Source organism: Natronorubrum texcoconense (genome assembly GCF_900100335.1).
GTDB lineage: Archaea > Halobacteriota > Halobacteria > Halobacteriales > Natrialbaceae > Natronorubrum > Natronorubrum texcoconense.
In genome coordinates, this window is sequence record NZ_FNFE01000004.1 from 243,444 (window position 1) to 260,426 (window position 16,983).

The following is a 16,983-nucleotide window of genomic DNA, read 5'->3' on the forward strand; positions in this document are numbered from 1 at the left end:
CGATCGATCACTCCCTCCCCCGGTCGGCGTACGCCGCAGCTACTTCGCGCGGACTCGTCCGTCCGTCGGCGGCGAGTCTCGAGAGCCGTTCCGTGCGCTCCGAAATTGCCTGCCGCACCGATGCGTACTCCTCGGCTGGCCTGGTGAGTCGGTCGACGATCCGGCTCTCTCCGCGGTCGATCCGGCCGGTCGGAACGGTGTCTCCGTCGTCGTCGAGTTTGTACAGCGACTCGAACCAGATGTCGTCGCCGCTGGTGATGACCTCCTCGATTCTGGCGACGCGGCGGTCGCGGCCGTTCGGCGTTCGGTACGCCTGGACGGTCACGACGAGGTCCGTCGCGCCGAACGAGGAGGGTTCGACATCGAGGTCGGAGACGACGCGCTCGTAGACCTCGTCGGCCCCGTCGCCGTGGATCGTCCCGAGCACGGCGTTCGCGTTTGCACCGACACGCATCGCCTCGTAGAGCACGCGGGCCTCCTCGCCTCGGATCTCCCCAACGACGAGGGCACCGTCTCCGAGTCGGAGTGCCGTCTTGAGCGCCTGCTCGGGCGAAATTTCCGGCCCGTCACCGGTTCCGGTTCGGAGCGCCTGGACGTCTCGATCGACCGACTGCAGCGGGTCGACGGGGAGTTCGGGCGTGTCTTCGATCAGGACGGTCCGCGTGTCCGGCGTCAGTTCGTACAGCAGGGTTCCGAGCAGGGTCGTCTTCCCCGACCCTCGAGTGCCGGCGATCAGTGCGGCCGCATTGCGCTCGATGGCGACCGAGAGAAACGCGGCGACCTCCGCCGGCATCGTGCCGTTCGCGACGAGACTGGGGAGCGTAAAGCGGTCGTCGGCCTCCTCGCGGAAGGCGAACGCAACCCCCTCCGCGACCGGATCGGTGACGCCGGCGACGCGGACCCCGGTCCCGTTCTCGAGGGCGGCCATCGCGTCGACCGTCGGATTCGCCCGCGAGAACGCCCGTCCGCTGGTTCGACGGACGCGCGACGCGAGCGCCCGCGCCCCGTCGACCGTCAGGTGGACGTTCGTCGTCATCGACTCCCCGTCGACGACGAGACGGATCGGGTTCTGGGACACCGGCGAGGTCACGTAGACGTCCGTCACCCGTTCGTCCGCGAACAGATCCTCGAGGATGCCGTAGCCGCTCGTATGCTTCGAGAGCACCCTGGTCAGCAACGGATCGGCCGGCTCGTCGGTCGCGTACTCGATCGCGCGCGAGGCTGCCCGATCTCCCTCGACGTACCCCTCCGCGATGGCCTCGTACCCCTCGATGAGGTGATTCCGTTCCGTTTCGGAGAGCGTTCTATCGACGACGTCGAGAACGTACAGCGGAACGCCGTCCGACCGCGTGTAGATGCGGGCTTCGCTCCCGGTCTCGAGCGTCTCGACGTCCTCGAGACGCGCGCCGTCGTCGATCTGCTGGTCGACGAAGTAGTGTCCGATAGTGAGTCCGACGGTCGAGGTCAGCACCGAATCGTAGCTGTCGATCCCGATCGCTGCGTCCGTGAGTCCGGACTCGACGGCGATATCCGCGACCGGCCCGATCTGGGTCTCGAGTTCCGCAGCGACCTCGAGCGGGTTACGCGCGGCGGCCGCGGCGAGTCGCTCGTCGCGCTCGCCGAGCAGTTCGACGAACCGGCCGGCCGCGCCGAGCAGTTCGACGCCCCGATCACCGTACCGTCGTTCGATCCCGTTCGATCGGGTGAGGGTACCCGTCGCCTCGCGGTCGGTGAGCGCGTCGACGACCGTCCCTCGACACGCCGGTGCGCTCGCGAGGTCGCCGTCGCAGTCGCTCGCGTCGACTACCACCAACTCGTCTTCGAAGGAGATACTGCACGTACACGCCCCCTCCGGCTCGCCATCGCCGAGCAACGATCCGAGCCCGAGTTCGTCGAGCACGGACCGAAGGGCGCTCGCGACCCCGTCCTGTGACATGTCGATACTGGCGGCGCGTTCCGGTTTAAAATTATACACGGCGAGCAACGATTATCGGCTCCCCGCGTTCGTCTTCCAGCAGCACGAGCGCGAGGCGCTGGTCGCCGGTGCCGCCCAACTCGGTCGGTTCGTTCCCGTCGGGATCGTTCCAGACGATCTTCTCGCTGATAACCTCCTCTCGCGTGGTGCCGTCCTCGAGGACGTACCGGGCGTGCGTGTAGTTCCCGTTTTCGTGGGGCACCAGTTCGAAGTGGTCGACCCCCTCACTGGTCAGCGTGCTCCGGGGGAGCGTCACCTCGACGACGCGCTGGGGATCGGGGTGGCCGTCGGGAGTCGTCTCCTCGTTTTCGATCAGCGAGGTCGCCTCGTCGTCGATCTCCGCTAAACTCGCGTCGACCTGGCGCTCGCTGTTCATCGTCGCTCCCCTGTCGATAGCGGGGATCGAGATCGCGAGGAGCGCGATCGTCAACATGACGGCGAGAACGTATCGGATCACGATAATGTCGCGCGAAGCGAGGCGAACAGACTGCTCGATTCGTCGTTCCCGTCACCCTCATCGTCCTCCTTGTCCGACAATTGGGCCAATTGGGTATCGTCCGCACTGGCTGCGCTGTCCGAATTGGACGCGCCAACTGAACTGGACGTCCCAATCGAACTGGATCCGTCGTCCGCGTCGTCCGATCCGGACAGCCGCCGTTCGATCGCCTCCTGGACGGCGAGTCCGCTGGACGAAGCGCCGTCAGCGTCGTCCGCTTCCACCTCGTCTTCCGGTGGCTCGAGGAGCGTTTCAGCCGTTGCTTCAACGTCACTGGACTCCCCCAACGAAGCGTCGGCCGTCGAACGCTCCGCCGCCACGAGCCCCATCGAGCCGGATTCGTTCGCACCGGTTCCCGACGCGTGTCCCGATCTGGCAGCCTGCTCGTCGCCACCAGCGGTCTCCAGTGCAGACGGCTCCGTTCCTGCACGGTCACTGGTGCCGCCGAAGTCTCGGCCGTCGGCCTGTCGCTCCCGCTTTGCGAGCGATCGCTCGAGTTCGTCGATCCGATACTCGAGCCGATCGACGGCGGCGATAGCCGCGTCGGCCTGTCGCTCGACGCCCTCGTTGACCGTCTCGACGTTGCCGACGAGACCGGTGACCGCGTCGACGTTCCCCTCCAGTTCCGCGAGTCGCCGCTCGTGTTCCTCGAGTCTCGTCTCGAGGCGTTCGACGTCCTCGATGACTGCGGCGAGATCGGCGAGTCGGTCGAGTTCGACGTCGCCGTCGACGACCGCGCGCTCGACCGCGGACAGTCGCTGATCGATTCGCTCGATATCGCTCATGTCGCTCTTGGCCGACTCATGGTATTTAAACATCAACTTCGATTGAAGTATTCGGGTCTCCGTGCTGATCGTCGATTCGCGTCAGTCGTCCGCGACGACGTCACTCGCTCGCGGACTGTCACCGCCGTGTGGGGTGTCACGCGGCCGGACCTGCGCCGAGTGGATCGTCTCCGTCGCGTCGTCGACGATGACGACCTCGCCGGGGGCCTCCGGGAGCCGGTCAGCGTCCGACAACGAGAAGTTCATGTACGTCGGCTGAGCTGTCTGGAGTGCGTCGAGGTCCGCCTGGGAGGTCAACCGGTGAGAGATCAGGACGTCCGACTGGGAGATGCCGACTTCGGGGACGGCACTCGGCCGCTGGGTCGCCGAGACGAGACTCACACCGGGCGCGCGCCCGCGAGTCAGGATCGTCCGGAGGGCCGGTTCCGCCACGCCGCCGAAAAAGGTGTGGGCCTCGTCGAGAAGCAGCCACGGGAGCCGATCGATCGTGTCGGTAACGCGCGCGCGATACAGCGCTTCGGCGACACCGCGGCAGACGGCGTTCATCGGCGCGGACTCGAGCCCCGAGACGTCGATGATCGTCACCGCCGAGCTGCCGAGTTCGTCGGCATCGATCCCGTGGGGGTCGAAGACCTCCCACGCGTCGGCGAGTCGGAGGTGGTTGCTCGCCGCTCGTTTGTCTGCGACCGGCGCGTCGGTCGCCTCGACGTGGGCTTCCATTTCCTCGAGCGTCGACGTCGCCTGTGCGGCCTGCCAGACGAGCCCGCCCGCGCCGCTCTCCGGCGAGAGTCCGAGCAGCGCACACCACGAGCTCGGATCGAGCGAGGTCGGCGTGACGGCCGGCTCGTCGATCACCGTCGCGGGAACGCCCGCACCGGGGGTCGACTCCGCGAGCGTGTCGAAGACGCCCATCGGATCGACGATCACCGGTGCGACGCCGTCGGCTCGAGCGAGCCCTTCCGCGAGGACGCCCATCGTGTAGGACTTTCCGTAGCCGCGCTTGCCCACGATCAACATCGCGTGCGGGCCGTCGAAGTCGAGATGCAGCGTCGCCCCCTCGCTTCCGTCTCGAGCACGATAGGCACCCAACAGCCCGACGGGACCGTCCTCGAGGTCGTCATCGCGTCCGATTACGAAGCTCACAGTGAGAGTTGATCCCTCTTCCCTTTTGAACTTTTAGTCCAACATTTAAGTCAGAAGGCGCGACCAAGAGGGGGTATGCTACCGGACACCCTGTTGTCGGACCGCTCCGACGGGTCGGATCGGCCCGACCGGTCGAACCGTTCTCGCTCGTCGTTCGCTCGAGACGACCGGGCAATCGAGGGCCTGCCGATCCGACTCGTGATCGCGCTGGTCGTCGGTGTGGCGGCGCTGGCGCTGATGCTGAATATGCTCGGTGGGATCGGTGATGTTGGGGATACTGAGGTGACCGTTGAAATTGAAAATGATGATCAAATAATCGACCCTGATTCGGACACCGAAGTGACTGTCTATGTGATTGATGAGAACGGTAATGATGTTGAAGATGCGACCGTGGTTGCAACAGCTGGATCTGCTCAATTAGAAGGTGTTGTGAGAGCAGATACTGATTCTGACAGTAATGAGGCTGAATTGGATTTTGATGAAGAACAAAGTCTTCGTGCTGATCAAGATATGGGCACCTTGGAATTAGAGATAATTCCTCCATCTGACAGCAATTATATTGACGAGCAACCAAATCCAGAGATCCGCGTTGCGGAAACAAATTAAAATACCACATGATAATGAATTATTTATGTCGAGCATGCTTAATTTCTACTTTTATAGTTCTCTCGATTTTAATCATATTTTCTGGCTCTGTAGTAGCAATGGAGTTGACTTTGGATGACTTGGACGGTGAGGGTACAACAGAGAACCCTTACAAAATCACCGAGGTTGACGAGTTGCAATTGATGAACGAGGACCTTAGTGCGCACTATGTTCTCGAAGAGGACATCGGCGCAAGTGAAACAGAAACATGGAATGGAGGTGCAGGGTTCGAACCAATCGGAGACCGCGATAGTCCATTCTCTGGATCATTTGACGGACAAGACCACGCTATCGAAGACCTCACAATTAATCGTGCTGGCGAAGATGATATTGCCTTGTTCGGTGCAACAACCGGTCCAGTCGAATCAGTTTATATTGAAGACGCATTTGTAAGCGGAGACCGCGCAGCGGTTGTTGTTAGCTACCTCGGTGGCGATCTTCGTTCAGTGTATGCGAGTGGTGAAATTGAAACTGAAAGAGGAGGTGGCTTAGTCAGGACGGATGATCGAGACTTGGAAAACACAATTGAACGATCGGGTTCGGATGTTGCGGTCAGAGGTGGTGATACTCGAGGATTTGGCGGAATAATTGGTAACGGCCAAGGAAATATCGAGATACTCAACTCGTATGCAACCGGAGAAGTTGAGGCTGAAGGTCGACAAGTTGGTGGACTAGTCGGAACACTAGGATCCAATTCAGCGATTCGAAATTCCTACGCAACTGGTAGTGTTACTGGTGATCGTGAGGTGGGTGGGCTCGTTGGAAACAACGAGGGCCCAGTCACAGACGTCTTTGCTCTCGGAACAATTCGCGGTAATTCAGAAACTGGTGCACTGGCTGGTGTAAATCAAGGTGATCGGTCTGGAACTGATGGAAGCATAACTAACGGATATTGGAATGCCGCTCTGTCGAATCAGAACGTTGGTGATTCGAACGATGATGTTGGTACCTCTATTCGAACTAACGAGATTACTGGTTCCGATGCCACTGACAATTTAGATATAGACTTCGACAACTTCTGGACGCTCACCGACGACTACCCAGTCCTCGAGTGGCAAGTCCAAGACCTCTCGATCGCCCTCGACGACTCGACCGTCGGCGAAGGCCAGCAAACGGGAGTCACCGTCACGCTCACACTCGATGACGGCTCGACGGTCACCGCCTCCGAAGTCGCTGACTACGACGCCGGCGGCATCGTCGATGTCGATGCTGGCGTCGTCGACGCCAACCAGCAGGGGACAACCGAGATCACGGCTACCGTCGCCGATCAGAGCGACAGTGCCGAACTCGAGGTCGTCGAACCACCGAATATCGAACTCGAGGAGAGCGACCTCGATGCGGACGCCGTCGTCGAAGGCAGTCCGCTCACTGCGACGGCGACCTACGAGAACGACGGCGGGCCGGGCAGCCACACCGCGGAACTGACGGCCAATGGCGAGGTCGTCGACACGCAGACCGTCTCGCTCGAGGCCGACGCGGAGACAGACGTCGACTTCGAATGGACGCCGGACGGTCCCGTCGGCACCGAGTACGACGTCTCCGTCGACGGGGCCGACCTCGGCTCGGTCGCGGTCGTCGAACCCGGCACGATTTCGCTCGCGGATATTTCGGTCCCCGAGGAGGTCGGCTCCGGCGAACCGTACGAGTTCACGGTCGACCTCGAGAACGCGGCCGACGAGACGGTGATCGACACCGTCGAGTACGAACTCGAGAGCCAGACTGCAATCACGGAACCGGTTGCCGTCGATTCCGACGGCTCGACTGCAACCCTCGGCTACGAGACCGATGTCGATACCGGTCTCACCGTCGTGCACGCGGTGACGGTCGACGACGAAACGCTCGAAGCGACGAGCCAGGTCACCGAGCCTCCGTTGTTCGACGTCACTGACGTCGAGTCGCCCGAGGACGTCGAATCCGGCGACGAGTTCGACCTCTCGGTGACGGTCGAGAACACCGGCGGCGTCGAGGGGACGCAGTCGGTCACCGTCTCGGACAACGACAGCGAAATCGCGACCGAAGAACTGACGCTCGAGGCCGACTCGAGCGAGACGATCTCGCTGGCAGTGAGCGAGGACGCGACGGGCGAGTACGAGTACACGGTCGCGACCGACGACGACGAGACCGATGTCACAGTCACGGTCTCGGAGGAGGCCGATGACGACGGGGCGGACGATTCGGATGGACTGCCCGGATTCGGTGCGGTCGTCGCGGTTGGTGCACTCGCGGTTGCGGTGGCAGTTGCGACACTGCGACGCCGAAACTAGGTTGTCGAGACGTCTATCGGTACGATTCCAACGAGACACTTACGATCAGCTATGAACTGCAGACGCACGATTCGGTGGTATCCGGGGAACGGGAGTGGGACGGCTCCGAGCGGACGGAAAGCTTCGCGAGTAACGCCCTCGAGAGCGGGCAAGCACCGATCTCGAGACCGACGTACGAGGTGTCGATGATCCCGTTGTTCGTAACGCCCGTCGAAATTCTCACGGGTGTGTCCATCGCCCTCCTGTTCGGCACCGTCTGTGCCGCAGTCGTCGGCTGTGCCTCCGTCGTGATCGGCTACGTCACAGACGAGGGGATCCCGTCGGTCGTAGGCGGTGTTGCGACCGTCGTACTCACCGGCGCCGGCCTGTACGCCGCGGCCGTCGTCGACGGGAGTACGATCCAGCCCGGCCTGCTTCTCGGCGTCGGACTCGGCTTCGTCCTCGGGCTGTACGCGACGAGCTGGGGGAATCAGCTCGCTGTCGACTTGCCGCGGACTACCGCCGGCTCAACCGAACGTACGCAACCGCTCGCAGCGGACGCGATCGACGCGGTCGACGCGATGGGCCAGGTAACGATTCGCTCGAGCGGCGGCGTCCGCGAGTTCGAGGGGTACCCGCCGCTGGGTCCGGAGCTCCGAGCTACACTCGAGGACGGTGCTTGGCGACTCCCTGCGGACTGCCCGATCGCTGAACTCGAGACGCGCCTCGAGGATCGACTGCGGACGAGCTACGGTTTCGAGGCAGTGTCCGTCTCCGTCGACGGCCGTGGCCGGGCGACGATCACCGCGGCGCCACCCGCCAACGGTGTCGCGAAGCGAGTGCCGGAGGGGTGGCGTGCCGTGTCGACTCGAGCGCTTCTCCCGACAGGATTGGCGCCAGGCGACGACGTCCTCGTCGCCACCGAGTCGTCGACCGTCTCCGGAACGGTGCTCAGCGCGACCGCTGCCCCAGTTGCAGATTGTGGGTACACCAGTCCGAACACGGCTCCACATGACGATGGGCCGAGCGACAACCGATCCAAGAGCGGCAGTGGTTCGCTCTCGCCTGACGCTGTAACGGGTGGGGGCGATGGATACGTGACCGTCGCCGTTCCGACCACTGATACGGATGTGCTTCTCGAGGACAAACAGGCCAGAATCGTCGTCAGGCCGTCCGGCTCTACCCACGAGTTCGACGCGATTTCGTTGCTCGAGCGGGATGGTACCGCGATTCGGCAGACAACCGTAACAGACGCGGTACGAGACGCCGTCTCCGACGAGGAGAGCGATCTCGATGTATTCGCGATCCGAAACGGAGAGCCGAGCGGTAGTGAGCCGGCAGCCGAGTACGAGTGGCGGTTCGAACCCGATTCGGACGCACTCGAGATTGGTAGCGAGGTGTTCCTCCTGGGCTCAGATGTGGCCGCCTTCGGTCCCGAACCGGACGAAGAAGACGAGCAGGGTGAAAGGGGCGAGCGGGACGACGGAGAACCGGCAACTCCCGAGGTGAGTCACTGAGATGACGATCGCACTCGGACTCGAGGCAGTCGCTTCGACACACCCGCTGCAGACCGGTGGGGAGTTCGGCGGCAACACGACGCTCGAATGGACGCGAACCGCACTGCTCGGCATTCTCGGCTACGGACTGCTGGCGGGCGTCGGAGGGCTCGTGGTCGCGTTCGGCTATCGAGCGCTGACCGTTCGCGAACTCCCGATCGGACCGGCAGTCCTCGCCGGGACTGCCCTGCCGGCGGGCTGGCTGACGGCGGAGGCGCTTCGCCACGGCGAGGTCGTCGCTGACTCGCCGCTGGTTCACTACACCTCGGGGACGTTCCTTCTCGGCGTGTTGTTCGTCGGCTGTGTCGCCGCGTTCGGAGGTCATCGGCTCGGCGACCACCTCGCCTGTGGCGTCTATGAGATTACGACGATCGAGCACAGCGGCCCGGTCGCGACGCTCGTCCAGTCGGCCGGCCTCGCGACCGTCGTGCAGTTGCCTGCGTCGATCGACGACGCCGAAGGCTACCCGCCCGTCGACGACGAACGCAAGCGAGCGCTCGCGGATCGGCAGTTCCTGTTCCCGAGCGGGCTGTCGGTCCCGGAGCGTCGGTCTCGACTGGAGTCTCGTATCGAGTCGGATTTCGGCGTCGGCTACGTTCGCGCCGATCTCACCGACGCAGGTGCCGTGACGTCGATCGCCGTCGGCGACCAACAGGCTGGTGTGAGTTCGACGCTGGGGCCGGATCAGGTGGCCGTCGCGATCGCCGGCGACCCGTCGCCGCGAGCGAGCGCCGGCGATCCGATCGAGATCTGGACGGCCGACGAGGACTCGAGCCGGCTCGTCACGACCGGAATGTTACGGGCGAGTGCCGGTTCGGTCACGACCGTGGTTGTCGACGCGGACGACGCGGACGCGTTCGAACCGAACGGCCGCTACCAGCTCACGACGCGGCCGGAGACGCCGAGCGACGGGCATGCGCTCGTCTCCGCGATCCGGGCTGGAGATGAGACGGTCACGGCGATCACCGTCGAGGATGAGGGCCCGCTCGCGAGCGAGTTCGCCGGCTGGGTTCCCGGGACCGTCCTCGTGATCGACCGAGGCGAAGAGATCCTCTCGCTACCGGCTGACAAGGAGCCGCTGCAGCCCGACGACAGGGTGTACGTCTTCGGGACGCCGACGGAACTCGAGGCGCTTGCAACCGAACTCGAGCCATCTCTCACACCGGAGACACGGACCGAACGGACCAACGCTACGAACTGATCGACACGGTTCGAAGCGCGCGGTATCGGTCGGCTAGTCGCCCGTTTCCGTGATGATTCACCGACTCGGTCGATCTGCTCTGGTCTCAGTCTTCCGATGCGAACGACACGTGATTGGGGTCGATCGTTCGGCCGCTGAACGGCAGTCGCTCCTGAAGCCACTCGACCGGTGGCCAGTCGTTCATCCGTTCGGCGACGATCGGGACGGCTAAAATTGCGCCGGTCACGGCCGCGTAGCCGATGATTTCGACGGCGTCAAGGAGCACGTGATCCGGCCAGAAGACGGGTACCGCCCGAAGGCCGAGAATCACCGGAATACAGAGGTACGCCAGAAGCAAGATCGCTGCGCCGCGTGGCTGTGGCGACCGCGATTTGACGTACTGCCAGGAGACGGTCGCGCCGAGTGCGGCACCGATCGTCATCGTCGTGAATTCCCGCGAGCCTAGGCCCAATGCCAGAATCGCGATGATGCCCGAGAGGACGAAGATCGAGCCCGGTTCGGCGGTTTTACCGTGGAACACGACTGCGACGAAGACGAGCCCGATACCGACGCCCACGAGTACGTCGCCAACGAAGTGAACGCCGATAACGATCCGCGAGAGCGCGATCAGGAAGATGATCGTGCCGGCGGCAACGTACCGTTGGAGTCGCGTGCCGGTGTCTGCGACCACTGCGAGCGCGCCGTAGAAGGCGGCCGCACCCATCGCGTGCGCGCTCGGAAAGCTGTACCCACCGTAGCCGCCCGACAGTTCCGGCCGAGGACGGACGAATATCCCCTTCATCCCGGCGCTGATCGCGAGCGCACCGAGTCCGATCGCGATTACGAGCGTGCGCTGCTCGCGGCGGGATTCGGCGCCGAACCAGTAGAGTAGCGTCGCGAAGACGATCAACACCGCGCCGTCGCCGAGATGTGTGACGTACTCGAAAAGCGTAATCGCGGTCTCCGGAACTACGCTCCTGATCGTCTCGTTCGTCGATTCGTCGAAGAAGACGTCCTCGAGCGTCGCCGTCGCCATGCGTTCCGTGAACAGTTGTATGCCTACCTGAAAACGGTATCGCCCGAGGCGACGGCCGGTAAAGCCAACAGCTTTCGGGGTCGTTGCGTAGATATACGCTATGTCCGAACTCCGCGCAGCCGCCGAGACGGCAGTTCGCCAGTGTCTGGCCCTCGAGAGCGACGAATCGTGTGCGATCGTCACCGACGATAAACGCGAGCCGATCGGGAACGTGCTGTACGAGGTCGCTAGCGAGATCGCCGACGAGTCGGTGATCGTTCGCTATCCGCCCGGAGAGACCCACGGCAGCGAGCCGCCCGCACCCGTCGCGGCGGCGATGGCCGGCGCGGACGTCGTGCTCGCGCCGACGACGAAGAGTCTGAGCCACACCCGTGCTCGAACCGAGGCCAACGACGCCGGCGCTCGCGTCGCGACGCTGCCGGGGATCACCGAGGACGTCTTCACGACGGGGCTGGACGCCGACTACGAGTCCATCGCGGCCCACTGCGACGACGTGATCGAGCAGGTCGCCGACGCGGACGAGATTCGGGTCACGACGCCGGCCGGCACCGACATCGCCTTCGGAATCGGCGACCGAGAGTGGCTCGCAGACACCGGTATCGTTCACGAACCCGGCATCATGTCGAACCTGCCGGCGGGCGAAGTGTTCGTCAGTCCCGAAACCGCGACCGGGACGTTCGTCGTCGACGGGACGATGCGTCCCCACGGGCTACTCGAGGCAGACCACCAGCTGACGTTCGAGGTCGAAGATGGACTCGTCACGCACATCTCGGACGACGAAATTCGCGCGACAGTCGAGGGCGCGGCCGAAGACGTCGGTGACGCCGCCTACAACCTCGCGGAGCTGGGTATCGGGACGAACGTGGCCGTCACCGAACTCGTCGGCTCCGTTCTGCTCGACGAAAAGGCCGCTGGAACCGTTCACATCGCGATCGGTGACAACGCTGGCATCGGCGGCGAGACGGAGGCTCCGATCCACCTCGACGGAATCCTGCGGGAGCCGACGGTGTATGCGGACGACGCGGAAGTGAAACTTCCGCGGGCAGAGTGAGCGGCGAGAGCCGCGAACAGGGAAGTCGTTAGACTTCCAGCAGCGAAGGGCGATCAGCCGTGAGCAGGGGAGGTCGTAGACCTCCCGAAAGGCGAGCGGTGAAACCGCGAGCAGGGGAAGTCAAACGGTAAAGACGCTCGAGCCCGTCCGATAGCCCAGATCGAATGGACGACGCCGAAACCACAGCGAGCGGAAACGGGGCCGAAAACCGCACCGTCGAGGACGTCGATCCCGCAGCGGCGTTCGCCGCGCTCGGCAACTCGACGCGCGTCGAGATTCTGCAGGCGTTTCGCGAGCACCATCTGGCGAATCCGACGGCGTCGGCGGCCGCGTTCTCGACGCTCCGAAAGGCCGTCGGGATCAGGGATTCGGGCCAGTTCCGGTACCACCTCGAGCAGCTCCGGGGAACGTTCGTCGAGAAGTGCGACGAGGACTATCGACTCACGTACGCCGGCTCGAAGGTGATCGACGCGATCATCGCGGGCACCTACACCGGTCGGACGCGACTCGGCCCGGTTGCCCTCGACAGCGGCTGTAGCCGTTGCGGGACGGCTGCCCACGCGAGCTACCGAGACGGCATTCTCGAGGTGACCTGCGAGGACGATCACCCGTTGTTTTACTGGTCGGTGCCGCCGAACGCCGCGGTCGAGGCCTCGCTCGAGGAATTGGTCGAACTGGCGACGACGCTGGCCCTGCAGTCCTATGAACTGGTCGCCGACGGCACCTGTTCGGAGTGTTACTCCGCCGTCGAGCCGACCATTCGAACCGTCCACAGCGAGGAAGCCGGCGGATCGGTCCGGTTTTCAGCCCGGTGTCGAGCCTGCGCCGCCACCTGGGACGCACCGGTCGGCTTCGTCCTGCTCGACCATCCCGAGATCGAGTTGCTGTATCACCAGCAGGGGCGACCGATCAGCAGCCAGTACTGGTGGGAGCTCGAGGTCGTCGATCGAACCGAGATTACGGTTCTCGAGGAGGACCCGCTCCGCGTTCGGCTGTCGGTCACGATCGGCGAGACGCCCGTCCGGGCGACGGTGGACGAATCGGCTCGCGTCGTCGGTCTCGACTGTCCGGCGAACATGGACTGAGCTGCGACAACGTGACAGAACTGTCCGTTCGTCGCCGTTCCGATTGTCTACCAACTGGCAGTGCATCGGCTCGGTACGTACCGACTGGACTGATTGTGGACGGACGCGAGCGGCCTCGAGTCGCTTCGGATCGCCCGCTTGCTTTTGTGATATTTCGCTTATAGAAAAACCCTTCGCCAAACGTTGATTCTCTCGGACGCATTCGAGAGCGTATGGCAGTTTCACATCCGATCGGTCCGGGGTCCGAACCCGAGACCGAAACCGAGTCGGGGCGACTGGCGGCGATCCGTCGCCGGTTTCCCGATCCGATGTACGTATTCCTGCTGGGTTTTCTCTCGATTCCCGGCTATCTGTTCGAGTCGCTCGCGGGGCTCCAACTCTTCGCGCTGTTCTTTCTCGCCGGGCTGTGGCCGCTGGTCGTCGCCATCGTCGGGACGGTTCTCGGTCTGGGGAGCGACGACGATGCGGACGAGACCGTGCCGACGGATTGGATCGACATGGGTGACCGAGCCACCAACGTCCGCGCGCTCGTCGCGATGCTGGCCCTCCAGTTTCAGCCGATCCTCTTCGTTACGGGGGTGTTCCAGATGGGCGGTCACATCCCCATCCTCGCACGCCACCGCGGAAGCCCGCCCTCGCCGTCGACCTTCGAGAGCGACGTCGACTATCGACTGCCCGTCGAGGGGACGTGGTCCGTCGTCAACGGCAGTCCGGATCGCGACTACTCCCACTCGTGGGGGATCCTTACCCAGCGATACGCCTACGACTTCGTGATCACCGACGACGACGGCCGAACGCACGAGGGCGAGCGCGGCCCGCCCGAGGCGTACCACTGCTTCGGCGAACCGATCCTCGCGCCCGCGGACGGGGTCGTCGCAAGCGTTCGGAACGACCACCGCGATTATCACCGGACCGACGGCTGGATGGATCCCCTCCAGCGGAGCATTCTGGGCAACAACGTCGTGATCGAACACGCCGACGACGAGTACAGCGTACTGGCTCACTTAGAACGGGGAAGCGTGCAGGTCGAACCGGGCGATCGAGTCGAACGCGGCCAGCGGATCGCCCGCTGTGGCAACTCCGGCAACTCGACGGAACCCCACCTCCACTTCCACGTCCAGGATCACCCGAACTTCTTCCTGGGGGCCGGGCTGCCGGTTCGGTTCCGGGGCGTCGAGACCGACCATCCGCGGACCGGGCCCGAACGCCACGACGAGACGTACGTTCACGCGGGCCAGCGCGTGCGGCACGTCGTCGATCGTGAGGACGTCGACGGTTGTGAAATCGCCTCCAGCGATGATGTCGTTGGCGAACCCGTCCCCAACACGGTCGGACACTCCGACGCGGAACCCGAGCGCACCGACTCCTGATTCGATCGCTTCGACTCGCGTTCCGAGCGCATCCACGTGTGACTCGAGACCACTCCGCTGGACCCTGGCCGCCGTTCAGTAGACCCAGCCCGCAGTTCAGTTCGCTTTTAGGTGCGCGGCGTCTACGACGGGTATGAACGATATTCCGGACCGGGTTCCGACGAACTGCCCGTCCTGTTCGCCGGACCTCGAGACGGTCCACGAGGTCCTGACGGCGACGGAAGGCGGCGGGACCGTAACCGTCCGCTGTAGCGAGTGTGCCCACGTCCACAAGATCCAGCCCGAACAGGAGAGCGAGGTGACGCTCGACGTCATCGTCTCCCAGGAGGGCGAGTCCTTCACGGCGAACGTAACGACTCCCGAAGGCGAGACCATCGAGACGGGCGACGAGTTCATCCTCGAGACGGACGAAGTGCTCTCGACGGTTCGCGTCACGAGCCTCGAACTCGACGGCCAGAAGCGCCGCGAGGAGGCCGTCGTCGACGACGTCGAGACCGTCTGGACCCGCGAGGTCGACAACGTCGCCGTCAACGTCACCGTCCATCCCCAGGACGGTTCGCGAAACGACAGCCGGTCCATTACGGTTCACGTGCCCGGCGACTACGAGTTCACCGTCGGCGAGACGGAGGAGTTCGGCGACGACGAGTTCGAGATCGACGCCTTCGTCGTCCGCAAGGATTCCTCGGGCTACCACCGTGATCGCTACGAAGAGCGCGGCGACACGATCCTCGCGAAGGACGCGAAACGGGTCTACGCCTACGACGAACAGAGCAGCGCCTGGTCCGCCTGGTAGCGCTGTCGCTCTCGAGCGCATCAGACTCGTCACTCCCGTCGCTGCCCGGCACTCGCCACGAACACCCTCTTGCTCACGAGAGACTAACTCGCAGTATCCATGTCCGACAGCGACGAGGCCGCTCGCGAGCGTATGGTTCGGACCGTCGCCTCGCGCGTCGACGACGAGCGCGTCCTCGAGGCACTCGAGTCGGTCCCTCGACACGCCTTCGTCCCGCCGAACCGTCGGGACAGCGCCTACGAAGACCGGCCGCTGCCGATCGGCGACGGACAGACGATCAGCGCGCCCCACATGGTCGCAATCATGGCCGATACGCTCGACCTCGAGCCGGGGTCGGAAGTCCTCGAGATCGGAACCGGCTGTGGCTACCACGCCGCGGTGACGGCGGAGCTGGTCGGCCCGGAGCACGTTTACAGCGTCGAGTACGGCGACGAATTGGCCGAACAGGCCCGCGAGCAACTCGCGCAGGTCGGCTACGAGGACGTCTCGGTTCGAGCAGGTGACGGTCGCGAGGGGTGGCCCGACCACGCGCCGTTCGACGCCGCGTATTTCACCTGTGCGACCCCGGCGTTTCCCGATCCGGTCGTCGAACAGGTACGTCCCGGCGGACAGCTTCTCGCGCCGATCGGAACTCGATTTCAGACGCTCGTCGAAGCCACGAAACGCGAGGAAGGCGGACTTGAGCGAACCGAACACGGCGGCGTTCGATTCGTCGAGATGCGCGGCGAGTAACGCCGTCTTACCCGCCGGGTCGCGCAAGCGCGTCTTTGATTACCGACCGACCGATACTCTCGGTATGGACCCCGCGGTACTGCGAGAGGATATGGTCGACGGTCTCGAGTCCGACGCCAAGGACGTCCTCCACGACGAGACCGTCGCCGTCGCGATGCGCGACGTTCCCCGCCACGAGTTCCTCGAGGACGATCGGTCGGCCTACGCCGACCGGGAGCACGAGGTTCTCGGCACTCGCGTGCTCGCACCGAGTACGGTCGCCCGACTGTTGCAACCGCTCGACCTCGAGGACGGCCACGACGTATTACTCGTCGGGGCCGGCGTCGGCTACACGGCCGCCGTCGTGGCCGAAATTGTCGGTGACACGAACGTCCACGCGGTCGACATCTCCCGGCCGCTCGTCATCGAGGCCCGCCAGAATCTCGCTCGAGCGGGCTACGACGGCGTGCTCGTCGACTGCCGCGACGGGGCGAACGGATTCCCCGAGTACGCGCCGTTCGATCGCATTCTCCTCGAGGCCGCCGCCGTCGATCCACCGCGAGCGCTGCTCGAACAACTGACCGACGACGGCCGAATCGTCTTTCCGTGCGGGACGCAGCGACAACGCCTCGAGGCCGTCTCCGCCGACGACGAGCGGGCGACGTTCGCGGCCGTCTCGTTCGACCCGCTGCTGGTCGAGGGCGAACAGTCGGGTGCCGTCGAACGCAACCGAATGACCCGCGAGGACCGCGAACACGCGATGCGTCGGGCCGAATCGCGTCGCGGCTGGGAGCAGGAGTGGATCGAGTGGGAGGAATCGGTCGGCACCCGGTAAGCGGACGTTCCCGTCGCGAGTACCACCAGTCGACGTGATCTACCGACGCAGCAGGGAGTGCGTTCACGCCAGTAGTCAG

The 16,983-nt window shown here is 64.2% G+C and carries 15 protein-coding genes and 1 pseudogene; 11 read left to right on the top strand and 5 right to left on the bottom strand.

The features are described from left to right. Window positions 1-7: 7 nt before the first annotated feature. The 4 genes from BLT08_RS13950 to BLT08_RS13965 all read right to left on the bottom strand — a co-directional run bounded on the left by BLT08_RS13950 (window position 8) and on the right by BLT08_RS13965 (window position 4,399). Window positions 8-1,936, bottom strand: a complete 1,929-nt coding sequence (locus BLT08_RS13950; protein WP_090308499.1) for a type II/IV secretion system ATPase subunit — start codon at window positions 1,934-1,936, stop codon at window positions 8-10. Between the two features lie 31 nt (window positions 1,937-1,967). After that, window positions 1,968-2,432 carry a DUF7311 family protein gene (locus BLT08_RS13955; protein ID WP_090308502.1) on the bottom strand — a complete coding sequence of 155 codons (465 nt, stop codon included), beginning with the start codon at window positions 2,430-2,432 and terminating at the stop codon, window positions 1,968-1,970. Beyond that, the gene (locus BLT08_RS13960; RefSeq protein WP_245724220.1) at window positions 2,429-3,256 is read right to left on the bottom strand and encodes a DUF7310 family coiled-coil domain-containing protein; all 828 of its coding nucleotides are present in this window, start codon (window positions 3,254-3,256) and stop codon (window positions 2,429-2,431) included. The genes BLT08_RS13955 and BLT08_RS13960 overlap by 4 nt, the downstream gene beginning before the upstream one ends. 81 nt (window positions 3,257-3,337) lie before the next feature. Then, a complete protein-coding gene (locus BLT08_RS13965) occupies window positions 3,338-4,399 on the bottom strand; it encodes an ATP-binding protein (protein ID WP_090308508.1) in 1,062 nt (353 codons plus the stop codon). A gap of 75 nt (window positions 4,400-4,474) precedes the next feature. Here BLT08_RS13965 and BLT08_RS13970 point away from each other — a divergent pair, with 75 nt between their 5' ends. From BLT08_RS13970 to BLT08_RS13985, 5 genes and pseudogenes are all read left to right on the top strand, one after another. Next, window positions 4,475-5,005 carry a DUF7382 domain-containing protein gene (locus tag BLT08_RS13970; RefSeq protein ID WP_090308512.1) on the top strand — a complete coding sequence of 177 codons (531 nt, stop codon included), beginning with the start codon at window positions 4,475-4,477 and terminating at the stop codon, window positions 5,003-5,005. A gap of 182 nt (window positions 5,006-5,187) precedes the next feature. Then, window positions 5,188-5,766: pseudogene (locus BLT08_RS23750) on the top strand (GLUG motif-containing protein); the annotation flags it as partial. Window positions 5,767-5,790: 24 nt separating this feature from the next. Beyond that, window positions 5,791-7,308 carry a CARDB domain-containing protein gene (locus tag BLT08_RS13975; protein WP_245724221.1) on the top strand — a complete coding sequence of 506 codons (1,518 nt, stop codon included), beginning with the start codon at window positions 5,791-5,793 and terminating at the stop codon, window positions 7,306-7,308. A 74-nt stretch (window positions 7,309-7,382) separates the two neighbouring features. Next, window positions 7,383-8,804 (top strand): DUF8167 domain-containing protein, encoded by a 1,422-nt coding sequence (locus tag BLT08_RS13980; protein ID WP_245724222.1) that lies wholly within the window; start codon window positions 7,383-7,385, stop codon window positions 8,802-8,804. A gap of 1 nt (window position 8,805) precedes the next feature. Further along, window positions 8,806-10,044, top strand: a complete 1,239-nt coding sequence (locus BLT08_RS13985; RefSeq protein WP_090308519.1) for a DUF8167 domain-containing protein — start codon at window positions 8,806-8,808, stop codon at window positions 10,042-10,044. A gap of 85 nt (window positions 10,045-10,129) precedes the next feature. Here BLT08_RS13985 and BLT08_RS13990 read toward each other — a convergent pair whose 3' ends face one another. Next, the gene (locus tag BLT08_RS13990) at window positions 10,130-11,059 is read right to left on the bottom strand and encodes a phosphatase PAP2 family protein (protein WP_090308523.1); all 930 of its coding nucleotides are present in this window, start codon (window positions 11,057-11,059) and stop codon (window positions 10,130-10,132) included. Between the two features lie 100 nt (window positions 11,060-11,159). Here BLT08_RS13990 and BLT08_RS13995 point away from each other — a divergent pair, with 100 nt between their 5' ends. From BLT08_RS13995 to BLT08_RS14020, 6 genes are all read left to right on the top strand, one after another. Beyond that, window positions 11,160-12,110, top strand: coding sequence for an aminopeptidase (locus tag BLT08_RS13995; protein WP_090308527.1), 951 nt, complete (start codon window positions 11,160-11,162; stop codon window positions 12,108-12,110). Window positions 12,111-12,274: 164 nt separating this feature from the next. Beyond that, window positions 12,275-13,195, top strand: coding sequence for a DUF7351 domain-containing protein (locus tag BLT08_RS14000; RefSeq protein ID WP_090308531.1), 921 nt, complete (start codon window positions 12,275-12,277; stop codon window positions 13,193-13,195). Window positions 13,196-13,407: 212 nt separating this feature from the next. Further along, entirely contained in the window at window positions 13,408-14,565 is a 1,158-nt protein-coding gene (locus BLT08_RS14005) for a M23 family metallopeptidase (protein ID WP_090308534.1), read from the top strand. Between the two features lie 133 nt (window positions 14,566-14,698). Next, window positions 14,699-15,358 (top strand): HVO_0476 family zinc finger protein, encoded by a 660-nt coding sequence (locus BLT08_RS14010; RefSeq protein ID WP_090308537.1) that lies wholly within the window; start codon window positions 14,699-14,701, stop codon window positions 15,356-15,358. Between the two features lie 99 nt (window positions 15,359-15,457). Next, complete coding sequence (locus BLT08_RS14015) at window positions 15,458-16,090, top strand: protein-L-isoaspartate(D-aspartate) O-methyltransferase (RefSeq protein WP_090308540.1); 633 nt, start codon at window positions 15,458-15,460, stop codon at window positions 16,088-16,090. Between the two features lie 64 nt (window positions 16,091-16,154). Beyond that, window positions 16,155-16,904, top strand: coding sequence for a protein-L-isoaspartate O-methyltransferase family protein (locus BLT08_RS14020; protein WP_090308543.1), 750 nt, complete (start codon window positions 16,155-16,157; stop codon window positions 16,902-16,904). Window positions 16,905-16,983 lie beyond the last annotated feature (79 nt).